This is a genomic window from Paraburkholderia bryophila (assembly GCF_003269035.1).
Lineage (GTDB): Bacteria > Pseudomonadota > Gammaproteobacteria > Burkholderiales > Burkholderiaceae > Paraburkholderia > Paraburkholderia bryophila.
On the sequence record NZ_QLTK01000035.1, the window covers coordinates 1 to 16,695 of the forward strand.

Genomic DNA, 16,695 nt, shown 5'->3' on the forward strand with positions numbered 1-16,695 from the left:
GACTTGATACTTTCGCTTTACGGCAGATTCCGGAGAATCCGCCTCGCGTCTCGCATCAAGCGCCCACACTTATCGGCTGTTAATTTTTAAAGATCATTTTGCTCAGAAGCTCTGCTTTCTTCGCGTCCGTCATCTAACGGGAGGCGAATTATGCAGACTGAGATTTCATTGGTCAACCCTATTTGCGAAATATTTTTTTCACGCCCTTTTCGCCGTCTCACTCAAGTTCTTCAATGCGAGTCTCGCTTCCAGTCCACCGCCCTCGCGATTGTGCAAGGAGAGCGTCGCGTCCATCGCGAGCGCGAGTTGTCTTGCGATGGCGAGACCCAAACCGGTTCCCCCCGTATTGCGGTTGCGCGATGCTTCGAGCCGGAAGAACGGCTCGAACACGGCTTCCAGCGACTCGGTGGGAATGCCGGGGCCGCGGTCCGACACGGTGATCGTGGCCTGCCCATCGTGCAACGCGCTGACCCTGATCTCGGCGGCGCCGCTGAACTTCAATGCGTTGTCCACCAGATTGCCGACAATGCGACGCAGCGCCTGAGGGCGCGTCATGATCGGCGTGCCGAACGATCCCTGCAACGACACCGACTGTCCAGCGTCGACGTAGTCGCACACCAGACTGTCGAATAGCGCGTCGGGATCGATACGGCAGCGCACCTCCGTCGCGCCGTGCAAAGTCCGCGCGTACGTTACGCCCTCTTTCACCAACGCTTCCATTTCCTGCAAATCCTGGCGCAGTTTCGCGCCTTCAGGTTCGCCTTCCATCACATCGACGCGCAATCGCATACGGGTGATCGGCGTTTGCAGGTCGTGCGAGATTGCCGCGAGAATCTGCATGCGCTCGGTCATGTACACCGAGATACGGTCCTGCATGGCGTTGAACGCTCGCGCCGCGCGCGCCACTTCGGACGGTCCCTTCTCCGACAACCGCGCCGCCTTCAGGTCGGGGCCGAGTGTATCGGCGGCCACAGCCAACTCATGCAGCGGACGTGTCGCCAATCGCACCGCCAGCCAGCAGCACGCAATCAGCACGATCAATTGCAGCAGCAAGCCGAGCAACAGCCAACCTGAGAGCGGCGCACTCGGCATGGGGCGTAGATCGATCGTCAACGGCGCGCCGTCCGAAAGTTTCAGATGAACCTGCAGGCGTTCGCGGTCGCCCGGTACGGCATTCACCGTGAGCGGATAGTTGGTGCCGATCCCTGCCGAGATGGACTGCGCGATCCGCTCCGACAAATGCGCATCCACCGGGCCGCCGCTCACGCCGGGGCCGAGAATAAATTCGTAGCTGCGCCGCGCGAGACGCGGCAGCCATTGCGCGCGTTCATTCGCCGGCAGGTGATCGAGCAACGCGACCGAGCTCGTCACTTCGCGTTCGATATAACCCGTCATGATGTTCGTCATGGTCTGGTCGCGTTCGGTCATGGTGAGCCAGAACGACAACGCCTGCGCCGACGCCAGGCCAATGAACAGAATCACCGTCAGCCGCGCGAACAACGAGCGTGGCCAATGCAACCAGGCACTCGCGTTCATGGCTCGTCCCCGATCACGTTGACGGCCGCGGAAAACACATAGCCCTCGCTACGCAGCGTCTTGATGTAACGAGGCTCGCGAGCCTCGTCGCGCAAACGCTGACGCAAGCGGCTCACCATCAGATCGATCGAGCGGTCGAACTGATCGGCTTGCCGGCCCTGGGTCAGATTGAGCAATTGATCGCGCGTCAACACGCGCTGCGGATGATCGAGAAACACCCGCAGCAACCGGTACTCGGCACCGCTCAGCGCGACCATGGTGCCCTCCGCGTCGAGCAGATGGCGGGCGGTCGTATCGAGCCGCCAGTCGCCGAATCCGAGCATCTGCGCGGACTCCGAGACCTGCATGCCGGGCGGCAGCATGCGCGCGCGGCGCAGCACCGCGCGAATTCGCGCGAGCAGTTCGCGCACGGCAAACGGCTTGGGCAGGTAGTCGTCCGCGCCCATTTCCAGCCCGAGAATACGGTCGGCTTCTTCGTTGCGCGCCGTCAGCATCAGCACGGGCACCGAACGGAATTTGCCGGCCCGCAGTTCGCGGCACAGCACGAGGCCGTCTTCGCCCGGCATCATCAGATCGAGCACGATCAGATCCGGCGCGCCGTGCTCCAGCGCGGCATGCATCTGCCGCCCGTTGGCCGCGAGCGTGACGCGCATGCCGTGCTTCTCGAGATAGCCGGCAATCAGTTCGCGAATGCCGCGATCGTCGTCGACGATTAGTACGTGGTCGGTCGTGTCCATCACTGCATCATCTCTTTTGACGTTTCACCTGCACCCAGCTCGAATTCAGCAACGAACACTGCACCGGGTGCGCCCATTCAGCGGCCAGCCCGCCTGCCACGAAGGCCATGATCGACAGCAGCCGCCTCATGCGTCCTCCAGAACGGACAGGCTGGCGCCGTCGGCAACACCGGCTTCCAGCGTATACGGGTCGATCCCTTCAAGGCAACCGATATTGGCGCGCCACCGCAGCGGGTCTTTACGCGTCTGATGAAACGGGTAAATACCGCAATGGCGGCAGAAATAATGCTTCGCCACCCGCGTGTTGAACTGGTACAGCGTGAGATCTTCTTCGCCCTGCAGAATCGTCAATTCATCCGCGGGAAATAGCGGCGTCATCAGCGCGCCCTTGCGCCGGCACAGGCTGCAATTGCAGCGCCCGGCGGGTTCGATCGGGGCACGAATTTCGAATTTGACGGCCCCGCAGTGGCAGGACCCTTTCAGTACCGTGGCGCTCATGAAACTCTCCGTGAATAGGCAACGACTGCTTTATAGCGCGGCTCACCGGACGATTTGTGTCGCAATGTATCTGCCTCGTCGTCAGACACAAAACATTGCACCGGGACGTACCGGGCGACACAAGCCAGATACCCGCGAACGTTCCAATAGGGCCGTGCGATCGACGGCACGACGGTCATGCAGTTCTTCTCCGCTACGCCGTTCGATCCGCAAGCAGGTTTGCCCGACCGCGCCTGCATTCACCGTTTACCAGCCGCCCTGAAAGGACTACGACATGCTCAACCTCAATCGACTGAAAACGCTGGCCATGACCGCCGCATTCGCCGCCACTGCGGTCACCGGTACGGCCGCCATCGCGGACCCGCTCAAGACGGGTCCTCGCGCGCCGGAGTTCACCGGCATCGGCACATGGCTGAACAGCGATCCGCTCACGATCCAGAAACTGCGCGGCAAGGTCGTACTGGTCGATTTCTGGACCTACACCTGCGTCAACTGCATCAACACGCTGCCGTACGTAAAGAGCTGGAATCAGAAGTACAAGGATCAGGGCCTCACGGTAATCGGCGTCCACACTCCCGAGTACCCGTTCGAGCGCGATACGGATAACGTCAAAACCGCCATCGAACGTTTCGGCATTACCTATCCGGTTGCGCAGGACAACCAGTATGCAACGTGGAGCGCTTACAACAACCAGTACTGGCCCGCGTTCTATCTGATCGACAGGAAAGGCCAGGTGGTCTACACGCACTTCGGCGAAGGCGACTACGCCAGGACCGAAACGGCCATTCAGGCACTGCTTGCCCAGAAAGATTAACGCGCAAACGGTCAAACGGGCCGCAGCGATAGTTTTATCGCTCCGGCCCGTCTTTTTACGAGCGACTCGTCAGAGTCGCTCACTGCTTCCGTTTAAAAATGGGCGACGTCGATCACCGCATCGGCGAATGCTTTCGGCGCTTCCTGCGGCAGGTTATGGCCGATCCCACCGCCAATGTTGCGATGCGCGTACTTGCCGGTGAACTTCTTCGCGTACGCGGCCGGATCAGGATGCGGCGCACCGTTAGCGTCGCCTTCCATGGTGATGGTCGGCACGGCAATCGTCGGCGCCGTGGCCAGACGCATCTCCAGTTCTTCGTATTGCGGCTCGCCCTTGACCAGCCCCAAACGCCAGCGATAGTTGTGAATCACCACCGCGACATGATCCGGATTGTTGAACGACTCGGCCGAACGATCGAATGTCGCCTCGTCGAAATTCCATTTCGGCGAGGCGGTGTGCCAGATCAGCTTGTTGAAGTCGTGGCGGTTCGCTTCGTAACCCGCATAGCCGCGTTCCGTAGCGAAATAGAACTGATACCACCACGCTAGTTCCGCTTTCGGCGGCAACGGCGCGCGGTTCGCTTCCTGACTCCCGATCAGATAGCCGCTCACCGACACCATGCCCTTGCAACGCTCCGGCCACAGCGCCGCGATGATGTTCACCGTGCGCGCGCCCCAGTCGAAGCCGCCGAAAATCGCCTTGTCGATCTTCAGCGCGTCCATCAGCGCGATGATGTCCACGGCGACCACCGCCTGCTGTCCATTGCGCGGCGTCTGCGCGGACAAAAAGCGCGTGGTGCCGTAGCCGCGCAGATACGGCACGATGACGCGATAGCCGGCCGCCGCAAGCAACGGCGTCACTTCAGCGAAACTGTAGATGTCGTAGGGCCAACCGTGCAGAAGAATCACCACCGGCCCATGGTGCGGACCCGCTTCCGCATAGCCCATGCTAAGCGTGCCGATGTCGACCTGCTTGATGTTGTCGAACGACACGAGGCGCGACCCCGCCGGCGCAGCGTTGGACTGTGCATTGGCGATTCCGCTCAGGCCCAATTCGAGCAGGCTGAGGCCCGCAACCGTCGTGCCGAGCAAACGACGGCGCCGGGTATTGATCTGATCCGACATGATTAACTTCCCTGATGTAGTTGCGCCTCGAAAGGCGCGCACGTGGCTGAAGAAAACGAACGGGCCTTGATTCCCTTAAAACCCCTAAACCATTAGACGCCGCGTACGTATCCCGCTATGTCGGGAAAGTACTCCGGTGAATCCTTATGTACCGTACGACGCCGCGGATACAGTGCGATACACACGGCTTCTTCAGTCCGGCACGCTCTCGTGGCTGAACGCCTCCATCTCGCGGATCAGGCTTCGCGCGGCCAGTTCGACCAGCGCGCCGCCTCGTTCCCGCGAGGCTTGCGCCGGGTCGGAGCCCATCCGTCCATCGGCAAAGCGCGCGCGGAAATCGAGCGCTTCGCGAATCGGTCCCGATGGCGCAATCTGAGGGCTATAGGCCGCTGATTTGATCGACTCAGGCAGCGCCCATTGCGTAATCGCGATCTCGGACGGCGTGGCGTGCGCGCCGTGGCCGGTCGGGAACTGCTCGCGCGCCAGGTCGCCGACGCCTTCGAGGTCCCACCAGTTGCACAGCTTCAGCGCGAAGCCTGCGCGCCGCCGCGCAAAACTCGCCTCGGCATATAGCTCGGAGAATGCGGCTTCGATCGACGCGATGTTGCCGCCATGACCGTTCAGGAACAGGATTTTCTCGAAGCCGTGCAATGCGAGCGATCGGGTCCAATCGCCGATGGCGGCGATGAAGGTCGACGGTCGCAGCGAAATGGTGCCGGCAAACGCGAGGTGATGCTGCGCCATGCCGATGTTGAAGGTCGGCGCGATCAGCAGATCCGCGCGCTTCTCGGCTTCATGCGCGATGATCTGCGGGCACAACCAGTCCGTGCCCAGCAAGCCGGTGGGACCATGCTGTTCGTTCGAGCCGATCGGTACGACGATCGAGCGGCTGCGTGTCAGGTATTGGCCGACTTCGGCCCAGGTCGACAGATGTAAAAGCATGTGAGGTTCTCCGCTTCGCCGTTTCCAGGTGGAACGCGGCACGTTGGGTTGCCGAGGATGCGGGTTAATTGGCCCTGTTCATGTCCGCACATGGCGTTAAGTCGACGGCGATCGGTGCGCGGCCAGCAATACATACAACAACCCCGCACCGCACAAAGCGAGCGCCGCCACGATCAACAGACCGACATGCAGATTGCCGGTCGCCGTCCTGGCCCAGCCGATAATGGCTGGCCCCCAGAATCCGCCGGACAGGCCGATCGTATTGATCAGCGCGATCCCGCCCGCCGCTGCGTCTCCCTTGATGTGTTCGGACGGAACCGCCCAGAACACGGTATAGGCCATCCAGAGCGCTGTCGTGGCGAATGTGAGCAACGCGAGCGTGATGACCAGGTGGCCGTCGCTGAGCACGCACGCACACAGCAGCACCGCCGCGAGCAGCGCCGGGACCGAACTGTGGTAACGCCGTTCGCCACACGCATCCGAGCGACGGCCGATATAGACCATGCCGAACGCGGCGCCGACGTAAGGAATCGCCGCATACCAGCCGAGCCGGATCGTGTCGTCCACACCCTGAGATTTGACGATGGTGGGCAGCCAGAAGCTCATCGCGTAGATCGACGCGATGATGCAGAAATAGGCACAAGCCAGCAGGTAGATCTTCGGGTTGCGCGCTACGTCCTTGAAGGCATGATGGCCTTCCGAAACCGGACCCAGTTCGACCGCGAGCAGACGCTTTTCGTCGTCGCTCAGCCAGTTGGCCTCGGCAGGCCGATCCGACAGGACAAACAGCGTCAGCACGCCCATCGCGATGCAGGGCAAACCTTCGGCGAGGAACATCCACTGCCAGCCGGCCAGACCCGCGTTGCCGGCGAGGCGCGTCATCAGCCAGGCCGACAACGGCCCGCCGACAATTCCGCCAAGCGGCCCCGCAAGAAACACGATCGCGATCGCCCGCGCCATGCGGGTGGGACCGTACCAGCGCGACAGATAGAAGATCATGCCCGGCGCGAAACCGGCTTCGAAAATACCGAGCAGAAAGCGCATGCCGTAAAACATCGGCACGTTGCGGACGAACAGCATGCAGGCCGACGTGATGCCCCATAACACGAGGATGCGGAAAAACGTTTTACGCGCACCGATCTTCGGCAACATCAGGTTGCTCGGCAACTCGAACAGCACGTAGCCGAGAAAGAAGATGCCGGCGCCGACACCGTAAGCGGCGTCGGAAAAACCGAGGTCGCTTTGCATCTGCAACTTCGCGAAGCCGACGTTGACGCGATCCAGATAAGCGAACAGATAGCAGACCAGCAGAAACGGCAGCAAGCGCCAGTTGAGCCGGTCATAGAGGGCGGACACTTCGTCGCCTGCGAGTGCGGTCTGAGTTGCGGCCATTCCAGTCTCCGTTTCAACGTTGTTTCCGGCTCATCGTGTGCAACCAGTTTGGCAACGCCCAATGCAACTAGCAACAGCAACTAAGTTCACGTATCGTTGCCCACAGAGCAACACTAGCCTCGGCCCAACGGAAGCGGAACGCCCGACCATGCGCGAAATCAATCAGCAACGCCTGCGGTATTTCCATGAAGTGCTGACGCACGGCACGATTCGCGGCGCGGCGGACAGTCTCAACACGTCGCCGTCCGTGATTACGCGGCAAATCAGGCTGCTGGAAGACGAACTCGGCGCGACGCTGTTCGAGCGTCAGGCGCGCGGCGTCAAGCCCACCGAGGCGGCGGCGCATCTGCTCGAATTCTGGCGCGGCTACCGGTCGCAACAGGAAAAGCTCGAAGACCGGCTTCATGCGTTGAAGGGCCTGCAACAGGGGAATGTGCAACTGGCGATCAGCGAAGGCCATGTCGACATGCTGGTCGACGAAGTGCTCACGCCGTTCTGCGCGCGCTACCCGAAGCTGGAGATCGGCGTGCAGATGCTGCCCGTCGACGACCTGCTGAACGAAGTGGCGGAAAGCCGCGCACATATCGGCCTCGCCTACAATCCGCCGCCCGATCCGCGCGTCGAGTATCGGGCCAGTTCGGCGCAACCCGTGGTGCTGCTGGTGCGGCCCACGCACCCGCTGGCGGTGCGAGGGGGCGCGGCCAGCATTCACGAGGTGCTGGCCTATCCGCTGGCCTTGATGCCGACCACCTTCGGCATCGGCCATGCGGCGAAGATGCTGGAGTTCGCCGAGAACATTGAAATACGCGCCGCGCTCACCACGAACTCGCTGACCGCGCTCAAGCGGCTCGTCGCGTCCGATAATTTCGTGACCCTGGTCGGCGAGTTCGCCGCGTATCGCGAGATCGCGGCCGGCGAGCTGACTATCGTGCCGATCGACCATCCCCTGTTTCGCGGCGCCAAGGCGCGCGTGCTCGTCAAAGCCGGCCGGCCGCTGGTGGCCGCCGCGCACGAACTGCTCGAGTGGATCTTGCGTCGCATGAACATGTTCGCAGAGCCTGACGACAACGAACGCGCGTAGGCCTCGGCCGCATGCTTGCCCCTTTGTATCGCAACGTATCTATTGGGTAGGTCGATACACGCGCTTGCAGAAACCGCACTTCACGGAAACAAGCGGGATACATCGGCGCGTTCCAATACGCCCACGCGGAGCGTACTCCGCGTGGCAGGTGGTCTTCACCCGTTCGGCGTTCAGCGTTCACCCATTGCAGCGCTTTCAGCGACGAGGTTCCTGGCGACGACCTGCCTTTCCTCCAATCGGAAACCGTATGCCCAACACCACCCTTCCCGAATCGCCGTCACGCCGCCGCTTTGTCGGCGTCGCGGCGGCGGCCGTTGCCGCAGGTTCGCTGAGTCAGCTCGCGTTTGCCGACGGCAACCCGTCCATTACCGGCCTCGCAGCGCCGGCGGCCGGCGACAAAAGCACGATTCGTCCGCTTCGTATCCACGCACCGGAATCGCAACTCAGCGACCTGCGGCGACGCATCAAGGCGACGCGTTGGCCGGACCGCGAGATCGTCAACGACGATTCGCAAGGCGTGCCTCTCGCCACGATTCAGACGCTCGCGCAACATTGGGCCACCGACTACGACTGGCGCCAATGCGAGGCGAAACTGAACGCGCTGCCGAATTTCGTTACCGAAATCGACGGGCTCAACATTCACTTCATCCACGTCCGTTCGAAACATGAAAACGCGCTGCCGCTGATCGTCACGCATGGCTGGCCCGGCTCGGTGATCGAACAGCTCAAGATCATCGATCCGCTGACCAATCCGACCGCGCATGGCGCAAGCGCTTCGGACGCGTTTCATCTGGTCATTCCGTCGCTGCCGGGCTACGGCTTTTCCGGCAAACCCACCACGATCGGCTGGGGTCCGGAGCGCACCGCGCGCGCGTGGGTGCTACTCATGAAGCGCCTCGGCTACGCGAAATTCGCCGCGCAAGGCGGCGACCTGGGCGGGATCGTGGCGAACGTGATGGCGAAGCAGGCGCCGCCGGAATTAATGGGCATTCACGTCAACTTCCCCGCGACGATTCCACCGGACATCGCCAAGGCGCTTCTGGTCAACGATCCGCCGCCCGCCAGTCTCTCCGCCGACGAAAGGCTCGCCTACGTCCAGCTAAGCGCCTTATCAAAGCGACGCGCGTACGCACTGGAGCAGGGCACGCGTCCACAAACGCTCTACGGTCTGGCCGATTCACCTATCGCATTGGCAAGCTGGCTGCTCGACCACCCCGACGGTCATGGGCAGCCCGCGGCGGCGCTCACGTCGGCCGTGCTCGGGCACACGGTCAACGGACACGCCTCGGGTGACCTGACCCTGAACGATGTGCTCGACGACATCACGCTCTACTGGTTGACGAATACGGGCGTTTCCGCCGCGCGCTTCTATTGGGAGTCGCACTTCAACTTTTACGCCGCCGCCGACGTCTCCGTTCCCGCCGCCGTGAGCGCCTTTCCCGGCGAGAACTATCAGGCGCCGAAGAGCTGGTCGGAGCGGGCGTATCACAACCTGATCTATTACAACCGCCCCGAGAAAGGCGGCCACTTCGCGGCGTGGGAACAGCCGCGGATTTTTGCCGAAGAGGTGCGTGCGGGCTTAAGGCCGCTGCGCACGTAGCGGATAAAAACATGGCGCGGAGCGTCGCTGTCCGCGCCATGTTCCCTCGCTCTGCCGATTCACCATCTCATGAGTTTGTATCGCACTGTATCCCGCGAAAACACAGACACACACCGATTCAAAACACCCTCGACCGGACACAAGCCAGATACCTCCAGACGTTCAAATACACCCATGCCGAACACAGATGCATGCCCGGACACAACAGACCCGCAAGCACTGCAAGTTCCAGGCAGGCCCTATTCAACTCTCGAGGTATTCATCATGAAATCGTTCGCTCAGGTCGCTCAAGCCGCCCTCGTCGCCGTCGCGCTCGCCGCTCCGCTCGCTTCGTTCGCCCAGTCGAATCAACCCGTCACCCGCGCTCAGGTTCGCGCGGAACTGGTGCAACTGGAACAGGCCGGCTACAACCCTTCCCGCAGTTCGGACACGACCTATCCCGCCGACATCCTCGCCGCCGAAGCACGCGTCGCCGCACAGAATGGTGCGGACACGGCGGTGGGCGGTACGCACAGCAGTTCGTCGGAATCCGGCGCGCGGTCCACTTCGCACGCAAAAGCTTTCGACGGTTTGAAGCCGGTTTATTTCGGCCAGTAAGTCATACGGCGGTCTCGGCCTCGGACGCGCAGTGCGCGGACCGGCCGCTGAGCCCGCCCCACCCATTCAACAGGAGCAAACCCTCATGACCCGCATCGAAAACGTGCTGTACACCGCGAAGACCCACACGACCGGCGGACGCGACGGCGTCGCGCGCAGTTCGGACAACCGGCTCGACATCAAACTCTCGTCGCCCGGTTCCTCGGGCGCCGGCACGAACCCGGAGCAACTGTTCGCGGCCGGCTGGTCGGCCTGCTTTATCGGCGCGATGGGTTTTGCCGCCCGCGCGTTGAAAGTGACGCTGCCGCCCGACACGCATGTCGATGCCGAGGTGGATCTGGGCACCACCGAAGGCGCGTATTTCATCCAGGCGCGCCTGAACGTGAGCCTGCCCGGTCTCGCCCACGACGTGGCTCAGGCCGTGGTCGACCAGGCGCATCAAACCTGCCCGTATTCCAAGGCCACGCGCGGCAATGTGGACTTCACGATCACGCTCGTCTAAATCACCTCCAGACGCGCCCCGGCGGTCGCCTCCCACTGCGTCCTGACCGCATCGATCAGCGCCCTGACCTTGCGCGACGGAAACTTCGTCGCGGGAAAAATCGCCTGAATGCTCGCCGGCGCCGTCGTCCAGCCGTCGAGCAGGCGTACCAGGCGGCCCGCCGCGACGTCGTGCGCGATCGAGAAGTCCGTGAGCAGCGCGACGCCGCCGCCCGCCAGCGTCGCCGCCCGGCACGCGGTGGCGGTATTGGTCAGAAACGCGGTTGGGTAGCGCAAGCTGTCCTTGCGTCCATCGCGATGCTCCAGCGCCACCGACAAAGGCCGCGGCAACGTGGCCACCGCCACATACGGCATGCCGGCGAGCGTGGCCAGCTCCGTGTGCTCGCCGTCGGCGCCGGCCACCGCCGGACTCGCCACCATCCACTTGACGAACTCGCCGATTTTTACCGCGCGGTAGTTCGAATCGGCGAGCCGCCCCAAGCGGATCGCCACGTCGATCCCCTCGCCCACCAGGTCGACGAATTGGTCGACGCATTGCAGGTCGACCTCCAACTCCGGATGCGCGCACCGCATCTGCACTAGCGCCGGCGCAACGAACAGCGAGCCGTAGTCGATCGGCGCATTCACCCGCAGCGTGCCGCGCAGTGGCCCGACCTCGCCCGCGATCGCCGACAAACCCTCTTCAGCCGCTCGCAGCGCCAGACAACTGGCGTCGTAGAAGGTGCGGCCCGCTTCGGTCACGTTGAGCCGCCGCGTGGTGCGCACCAGCAGGCTGGCACCCACCTCCGCCTCCAGCCGCTGCATGTGTTTGCTGACCATGGTTTTCGCCAGGCCGAGCCGCTCGCCGGCGCCGGTCAGCGAGCCGGCCTCCACCACCGCCACGAACACCGCCAGCCGGTTGAGATTCACATCGCGTACGTCAGCCATGAGCGATTGTCCATTATCAGGGGATTATGTTTCGCCCATTATCCCCCTTACGGAACCTATCGGCACTGACTACTCTTCAGGTCAAGCATCGAATCAGCATGTTTCGACGCCAGCCCATCTCAACTTTTCTGGATCCCATCATGCCTACCACGCAACCCGCCGCCCCCATCCGCCTCCACACGACGCTACTGTCGGGTCACGGTCATCGCGTCAGGCAATTTCTCACGATGCTGGGTCTGCCGTTCGAGATCGTGCCGATCGACATGAAAGCCGGCGACAACCGTCGCCCCGAATTTCTCGCCATCAGCCCGTTCGGTCAGGTGCCGGTGATCGAAGACGGCGACGTCGTGCTGTTCGATTCGACCGCGATCCTCGTCTATCTGGCCAAGCGCTACGGCGACGCCTCCTGGCTGCCGACCGATCCGCTGGGCGCGGCCGCCGTGCAACGGTGGTTATCGCTCGCCTCTGGCCAGATCGCTTACGGCCCGTGCCGCGCGCGGCTCGTGACCGTGTTCGGCGCGCCCTACGATCACGAAACCGCCAAGTCGATCGCGGTAAATCTGTTCAACGTGATCGAAACGGAATTCGCCCACAAGCGCTTCGCGGCCGGCGACCAACCGACCATCGCCGATATCGCCGCACACGCTTACATTGCGCATGCACCGGAAGGCGGCGTCTCGCTGGATCCGTATCCCAATCTGCGTGCGTGGCTGCGTCGGGTCGAGGCGCTGCCCGGTTTCGTCGCGATGCCGGCGAGCAAGGCGGGGTTGCTCGCCGAAGCGTGATGCACTGAAACCCACCGTCTACTCACACGATTTTCGCCGCGCCGCGTGGAGGCTCTCATGTCCGATGTCTTCATTCCTCTTGCCGATCTTTCCTCAGGGGGTTCGCCGTTTCACGCAGGCGAGCTGGCGGTGCAGGCGCGCGCCGGTGTGGTCGACTTCGCGAACTCCGTGGGGCGTCGCAGCATTCGCACCGAAATGCCGGAGCAACATCAACTGTTTTTCGCGGAACGGCCGTTCATGGTGCTAGGCGGAATCGACGCTGCGGGTCAGCCGTGGGCGACGCTGCGCGTCGGCACGCCGGGTTTCGTGTCGGCGCTCGACGCGCGCACGCTGCGCATTGCCGGCAGCGCGCTGCCCGGCGATCCGCTGGCGGGTAGTTGGCGAGTCGGCTCGATGATCGGCGGGCTCGGCGTGCAACCCGAAACGCGCCGCCGCAATCGCGTGAACGGCGTGATCACCTCGCTCGACGACGATGCGCTCACGCTGAAGGTCAGCCAGAGTTTCGGCAACTGTCCGAAGTACATCCAGAGCCGTACACCGAGTTTTATCGCGCGCGCTGCGGCCGAGCCGAGGCTGCCGCCGAGCCGCTCGACCGCCTTGAGCGAGGCCGACCGCGTCCTGCTGCAAAACGCGGACACGTTTTTCATTGCGAGCGCCAATAGTGCGGACGATGCCGGTTCGGCGCGCGGCGTGGACGTGTCGCATCGCGGCGGCATGCCGGGCTTCGTGCAGATCGACGCAGCCGGCACGCTGACCGTGCCCGACTTCAGCGGCAACCGGTTTTTCAACACGCTCGGCAACCTAGTGCACGATCCGCGCGCCGGCTTGCTGTTCGTCGATTTCGCGAGCGGCGACCTCGTCTATATCGCGGCCGATGCGGAAATCGTCTGGGAAGGCGCAGAAGTCGCGAAGGTTGCCGGTGCGGAACGGCTGATGCGCTTTCATGTGCGCGAAGTGCGGCGCACGCCGGGTGTGTTGCCGTTTCGCTGGTCGCCGGTACAGTACGCGTCGCAATTCGCGTCGATGCGCAGCGAGCCTGCGGCGGTGAAAACCGAGAATCCCGCGAGCGTATGGCACACGTTCAACGTGGTCGACGTGCAGGAAGAAACCCCGGCTATTCGCTCGTTCTATCTGCAGCCAGCGGACGGCCGTACGCTACCCGCGTTCGAGCCGGGCCAGTATTTGCCGATCCGGATTCCCGTGGCGGGCAGCGATCAGCCGCTGGTGCGTACCTACACGCTGTCCGCTGCGAGCGACGGTTTGCGTTACCGGATTTCGGTGAAGCGTGAGGGCGTTGCGTCGACATGGCTGCACGAGCACGCCACGGTCGGCACGCAGCTTCAGGCACGCACGCCGCGCGGCGCTTTTACCTTCGACGCCGCGAGCACGCGGCCCGCCGTCTTGCTGTCGGCGGGTATCGGCATTACGCCGATGACGGCGATTCTGCACAGCCTGATCGCGGCACGGTCAACCCGGCCGGTGTACTTCATTCACGGCGCGCGCACTTCGCAGGATCGCCCTTTCGCGAACGTGTTGCAGCAGATCGCGTCGGCGCATCCGCATATCGCCGTGCATCTTCTGAACAGCGCGGGCGATTCGTCCGTTGTCGCGCCGGATGGGACACGCGCCGGCCGCGTCGAAATCGGCATGGTGAAACGGCTGCTGCCATTCGACGATTACGACTTCTATCTGTGCGGCCCCGCCTCGTTCATGAGCGACCTCTACCACGGTCTGCGGGCGTTGAACGTACCGGACGAACGCATTCGCTTCGAAGCGTTCGGGCCCGCCAGCGTGAAGCGCACGCCGCCGGCTTCCGCCGCCTCGGCGCACGCCGCTTCGACCGTACCGGCGCACACCGCCGAAGTGATCTTCGCGCGCTCGCAACGCACGGTGCAATGGTCCGCGCAAAGCGGCACGTTGCTGGAGTTGGCCGAAGCCAACGGCATACCGGTCGAATCGAGTTGCCGGATCGGCGAATGCGGCACCTGTTCGACACGTCTGCAAAAAGGCCGGGTTGCGTATCAGGGCGAGGTCGCGGCGGATATCGAGCCGGGTTGCGCATTGCTGTGTGTGGGCAGGCCGGACACTGTGGAATCCGGCCCGGTGGTGCTCGATCTTTAGAACAGTGGCGGCGTCATGGACCTCGGTGAGCGACGCAGGCGAGCGGACCCCGGGCCATTAACACTACGCCGTACCGGTTGCGATGCTGGCCAGCGTTTGCCCCGCCGCCACGATGTCGCCCAGGCGGCAGTGCAGCGCGCTTAGCGTGCCGGCAGCCGGCGCATAGATGCGATTCTCCATCTTCATCGCTTCCACGATCGCGATCACATCGTCCTGCTCGACCCGGGCGCCGATCTCGACGGGCAGCGCAACCACGGCGCCGGGCATGCGCGTGACGACCTCGCCGCCGTTCGCTTTGTCTAGCTCGCCCGCCAGATCCTGGCGAGTCAGCAATTGAACCCGGGTCCCCGCCACGCTCACTTCCAGAACATCGCCGAACCTGGCGGCGGCCCAAGCCAGTTCGCCGACGCGGCCTTTCCATAAACCGCCGGATTGCGTTCCGCTCACCGCGAAACGCTGCTGCGCTACCTCGACCTCCACGCCGTCGCGGTCATGCCGGAGCAAGCCGGCTTGCAAGGGCTGCCCCTGGCACTGATAGGTCAGCCGGCCCAAAGGCGCGTCGGGGTCCAGCGCAATCCGGTCCAACGGACCGAGACTGCCGGCCCAAGGCGAACGCGTTTCGTGGCCGGCGGCCGCGATTGCTTCTGCGCTGTCCACGAATGCCGCGCACGCGGCGGCCGGCTCGATCGCGGACAGCGGCGCGGCACGCCCGATGAAGTCATCCACCAGATGCGTATCGACCTGACCTGCCTGGACGCGCGGGTCCTGCAGCAAGCGTTGGGCAAACCCAAGGTTGCTCGTCAAGCCGAGCAGAGTCGTCTCCGCGATGGCGGCCTGCAGCCGCCGCAAACTCTCCGGCCGATTCGCGCCATGCGCGATCAGCTTGGCGACCATCGGGTCGTAGAACGACGGCACCGGTTCCTGCCGGTCAAACGCCGCATCCACGCGGCAACTATCCGGCCATTGCACCCGCAACGCTTCGCCGGGCATCGGGCAGAAACCCTGATCCGGATCTTCGGCGTAGACCCGGCATTCGATCGCGTGGCCGGCAAAGCGGATCGCGTCCTGCTGCAACGGCAACACTTCGCCCGCCGCGATCCGCAATTGCCACTCGACCAGGTCGAGACCGGTAATCGCCTCGGTCACGGGATGTTCGACCTGAAGGCGGGTATTGACCTCCAGAAAATAAAACTGATCGTCCGGCGCGAGAATGAACTCGAAGGTGCCGGCGTTGACGTAGCCGATCGCTTGCGCGCCACGCACCGCCGCGGCCAGCAACCTGGCGCGCACATCCGCCGGCAGATTGCTGGCGGGCGCTTCCTCGACGATTTTCTGGTGACGTCGTTGCAGCGAGCACTCGCGCTCGAACAGATGCACCACGTTACCGTGGCTATCGCCGAATATCTGCACTTCCAGATGCCTCGGCGTGGCGATATAGCGCTCCACCAGCAAACGGCCGTCGCCGAAATTCGCCTTGCCGATACGGATCGCCGCATCGATCGCCGCGTCCAGTTCGCGACTCTCTGTGACCACCTGCATGCCTTTGCCGCCGCCGCCCGCCACCGGCTTGAGAATGACCGGGTAACCGATCTCCTCGCAGGTTTCGCGAATCAGGCCGTGCGATTCGGTCGCTTCCCTCGAACCGGGCACCACCGGCACATCGGCGCGGGCCAACATTTTTTTGGCCGTTGCCTTGTTGCCCATACTGTCGATAGTCCGCGCGTCCGGCCCGATAAAGACCAACCCGGCCTGCTCGACCGCCGCCGCGAACGCGGCGTTTTCCGACAGAAAGCCGTAACCGGGATGAATCGCTTCGCAGCCGGTGCGAAGCGCCGCGGCAATGATCGCTTCGGCGTTCAGATAGCTGCTGCTCGCGGGTGCCTCGCCGATCGGCTCGCGCTCGACCGCGCCCTCGAGATGGGCCGCGTTGCGGTCCGCCGCCGAATAAACCGAGACGTATTCCACCTCCAGGCGCCGGCAGGTTCGAGCGATACGGCGTGCTATTTCACCGCGGTTCGCAATCAATATTCGTTTGAACAT

Annotated in this window: 15 protein-coding genes; 7 read left to right on the forward strand and 8 right to left on the reverse strand. The window is 63.4% G+C overall.

The window, feature by feature from the left end:
- Nucleotides 1–198: 198 nt before the first annotated feature.
- The 3 genes from BX591_RS31305 to BX591_RS31315 form a co-directional block, all read right to left on the reverse strand.
- On the reverse strand, nt 199–1,536 hold the full coding sequence (locus BX591_RS31305; RefSeq protein WP_111935195.1) for an ATP-binding protein: 1,338 nt from the start codon (nt 1,534–1,536) through the stop codon (nt 199–201).
- Nucleotides 1,533–2,273, reverse strand: coding sequence for a response regulator (locus BX591_RS31310; RefSeq protein WP_111935196.1), 741 nt, complete (start codon nt 2,271–2,273; stop codon nt 1,533–1,535). Before BX591_RS31310 ends, BX591_RS31305 begins: the two co-directional genes overlap by 4 nt.
- Before the next feature lie 126 nt (nt 2,274–2,399).
- Complete coding sequence (locus tag BX591_RS31315; RefSeq protein ID WP_111935197.1) at nt 2,400–2,771, reverse strand: GFA family protein; 372 nt, start codon at nt 2,769–2,771, stop codon at nt 2,400–2,402.
- A 274-nt stretch (nt 2,772–3,045) separates the two neighbouring features.
- Here BX591_RS31315 and BX591_RS31320 point away from each other — a divergent pair, with 274 nt between their 5' ends.
- The gene (locus BX591_RS31320; protein WP_111935198.1) at nt 3,046–3,585 is read left to right on the forward strand and encodes a thioredoxin family protein; all 540 of its coding nucleotides are present in this window, start codon (nt 3,046–3,048) and stop codon (nt 3,583–3,585) included.
- 92 nt (nt 3,586–3,677) lie between these two features.
- Here the strand turns inward: BX591_RS31320 and BX591_RS31325 are convergent, their stop codons facing one another.
- From BX591_RS31325 to BX591_RS31335, 3 genes are all read right to left on the reverse strand, one after another.
- Nucleotides 3,678–4,709, reverse strand: a complete 1,032-nt coding sequence (locus BX591_RS31325; protein WP_111935199.1) for an alpha/beta hydrolase — start codon at nt 4,707–4,709, stop codon at nt 3,678–3,680.
- Between the two features lie 192 nt (nt 4,710–4,901).
- The gene (locus tag BX591_RS31330; protein WP_111935200.1) at nt 4,902–5,651 is read right to left on the reverse strand and encodes a creatininase family protein; all 750 of its coding nucleotides are present in this window, start codon (nt 5,649–5,651) and stop codon (nt 4,902–4,904) included.
- A gap of 96 nt (nt 5,652–5,747) precedes the next feature.
- Nucleotides 5,748–7,043: an MFS transporter gene (locus BX591_RS31335; RefSeq protein ID WP_111935201.1), complete on the reverse strand. Its 1,296-nt coding sequence runs from the start codon at nt 7,041–7,043 to the stop codon at nt 5,748–5,750.
- Between the two features lie 148 nt (nt 7,044–7,191).
- On the opposite strand from BX591_RS31335, the gene BX591_RS31340 reads away from it, so the two are divergent.
- The 4 genes from BX591_RS31340 to BX591_RS31355 all read left to right on the forward strand — a co-directional run bounded on the left by BX591_RS31340 (nt 7,192) and on the right by BX591_RS31355 (nt 10,823).
- Nucleotides 7,192–8,124, forward strand: coding sequence for a LysR family transcriptional regulator (locus BX591_RS31340; protein ID WP_111935202.1), 933 nt, complete (start codon nt 7,192–7,194; stop codon nt 8,122–8,124).
- 247 nt (nt 8,125–8,371) lie between these two features.
- Nucleotides 8,372–9,724 (forward strand): epoxide hydrolase family protein, encoded by a 1,353-nt coding sequence (locus BX591_RS31345; protein WP_111935203.1) that lies wholly within the window; start codon nt 8,372–8,374, stop codon nt 9,722–9,724.
- Nucleotides 9,725–9,988: 264 nt separating this feature from the next.
- Nucleotides 9,989–10,321: a DUF4148 domain-containing protein gene (locus BX591_RS31350; protein ID WP_111935204.1), complete on the forward strand. Its 333-nt coding sequence runs from the start codon at nt 9,989–9,991 to the stop codon at nt 10,319–10,321.
- 85 nt (nt 10,322–10,406) lie between these two features.
- Nucleotides 10,407–10,823 carry an organic hydroperoxide resistance protein gene (locus BX591_RS31355; RefSeq protein ID WP_111935205.1) on the forward strand — a complete coding sequence of 139 codons (417 nt, stop codon included), beginning with the start codon at nt 10,407–10,409 and terminating at the stop codon, nt 10,821–10,823.
- Here BX591_RS31355 and BX591_RS31360 read toward each other — a convergent pair.
- Nucleotides 10,820–11,749, reverse strand: a complete 930-nt coding sequence (locus BX591_RS31360) for a LysR family transcriptional regulator (RefSeq protein ID WP_111935206.1) — start codon at nt 11,747–11,749, stop codon at nt 10,820–10,822. The two genes, BX591_RS31355 and BX591_RS31360, sit on opposite strands and share 4 nt — an antisense overlap.
- Nucleotides 11,750–11,889: 140 nt before the next feature.
- Between BX591_RS31360 and BX591_RS31365 the strand changes: the two genes are divergently transcribed.
- Together BX591_RS31365 and BX591_RS31370 are read left to right on the forward strand one after the other, a co-directional pair.
- On the forward strand, nt 11,890–12,534 hold the full coding sequence (locus BX591_RS31365; RefSeq protein WP_111935207.1) for a glutathione S-transferase family protein: 645 nt from the start codon (nt 11,890–11,892) through the stop codon (nt 12,532–12,534).
- Nucleotides 12,535–12,591: 57 nt separating this feature from the next.
- Nucleotides 12,592–14,655, forward strand: coding sequence for a 2Fe-2S iron-sulfur cluster-binding protein (locus BX591_RS31370; protein ID WP_111935208.1), 2,064 nt, complete (start codon nt 12,592–12,594; stop codon nt 14,653–14,655).
- Nucleotides 14,656–14,718: 63 nt separating this feature from the next.
- Here BX591_RS31370 and BX591_RS31375 read toward each other — a convergent pair whose 3' ends face one another.
- Entirely contained in the window at nt 14,719–16,695 is a 1,977-nt protein-coding gene (locus tag BX591_RS31375; RefSeq protein WP_111935209.1) for an acetyl/propionyl/methylcrotonyl-CoA carboxylase subunit alpha, read from the reverse strand.

Bases quoted from the DNA above. Each gene is read 5' to 3' on its own strand.
- BX591_RS31350 (WP_111935204.1), top strand. From the start codon at position 9,989: ATGAAATCGTTCGCTCAGGTCGCTCAAGCCGCCCTCGTCGCCGTCGCG.
- BX591_RS31370 (WP_111935208.1), top strand. From the start codon at position 12,592: ATGTCCGATGTCTTCATTCCTCTTGCCGATCTTTCCTCAGGGGGTTCG.
- BX591_RS31340 (WP_111935202.1), top strand. From the start codon at position 7,192: ATGCGCGAAATCAATCAGCAACGCCTGCGGTATTTCCATGAAGTGCTG.
- BX591_RS31315 (WP_111935197.1), bottom strand. From the start codon at position 2,771: ATGAGCGCCACGGTACTGAAAGGGTCCTGCCACTGCGGGGCCGTCAAA.
- BX591_RS31305 (WP_111935195.1), bottom strand. From the start codon at position 1,536: ATGAACGCGAGTGCCTGGTTGCATTGGCCACGCTCGTTGTTCGCGCGG.
- BX591_RS31310 (WP_111935196.1), bottom strand. From the start codon at position 2,273: ATGGACACGACCGACCACGTACTAATCGTCGACGACGATCGCGGCATT.
- BX591_RS31335 (WP_111935201.1), bottom strand. From the start codon at position 7,043: ATGGCCGCAACTCAGACCGCACTCGCAGGCGACGAAGTGTCCGCCCTC.
- BX591_RS31330 (WP_111935200.1), bottom strand. From the start codon at position 5,651: ATGCTTTTACATCTGTCGACCTGGGCCGAAGTCGGCCAATACCTGACA.
- BX591_RS31375 (WP_111935209.1), bottom strand. From the start codon at position 16,695: ATGTTCAAACGAATATTGATTGCGAACCGCGGTGAAATAGCACGCCGT.
- BX591_RS31355 (WP_111935205.1), top strand. From the start codon at position 10,407: ATGACCCGCATCGAAAACGTGCTGTACACCGCGAAGACCCACACGACC.
- BX591_RS31360 (WP_111935206.1), bottom strand. From the start codon at position 11,749: ATGGCTGACGTACGCGATGTGAATCTCAACCGGCTGGCGGTGTTCGTG.
- BX591_RS31325 (WP_111935199.1), bottom strand. From the start codon at position 4,709: ATGTCGGATCAGATCAATACCCGGCGCCGTCGTTTGCTCGGCACGACG.
- BX591_RS31365 (WP_111935207.1), top strand. From the start codon at position 11,890: ATGCCTACCACGCAACCCGCCGCCCCCATCCGCCTCCACACGACGCTA.
- BX591_RS31320 (WP_111935198.1), top strand. From the start codon at position 3,046: ATGCTCAACCTCAATCGACTGAAAACGCTGGCCATGACCGCCGCATTC.
- BX591_RS31345 (WP_111935203.1), top strand. From the start codon at position 8,372: ATGCCCAACACCACCCTTCCCGAATCGCCGTCACGCCGCCGCTTTGTC.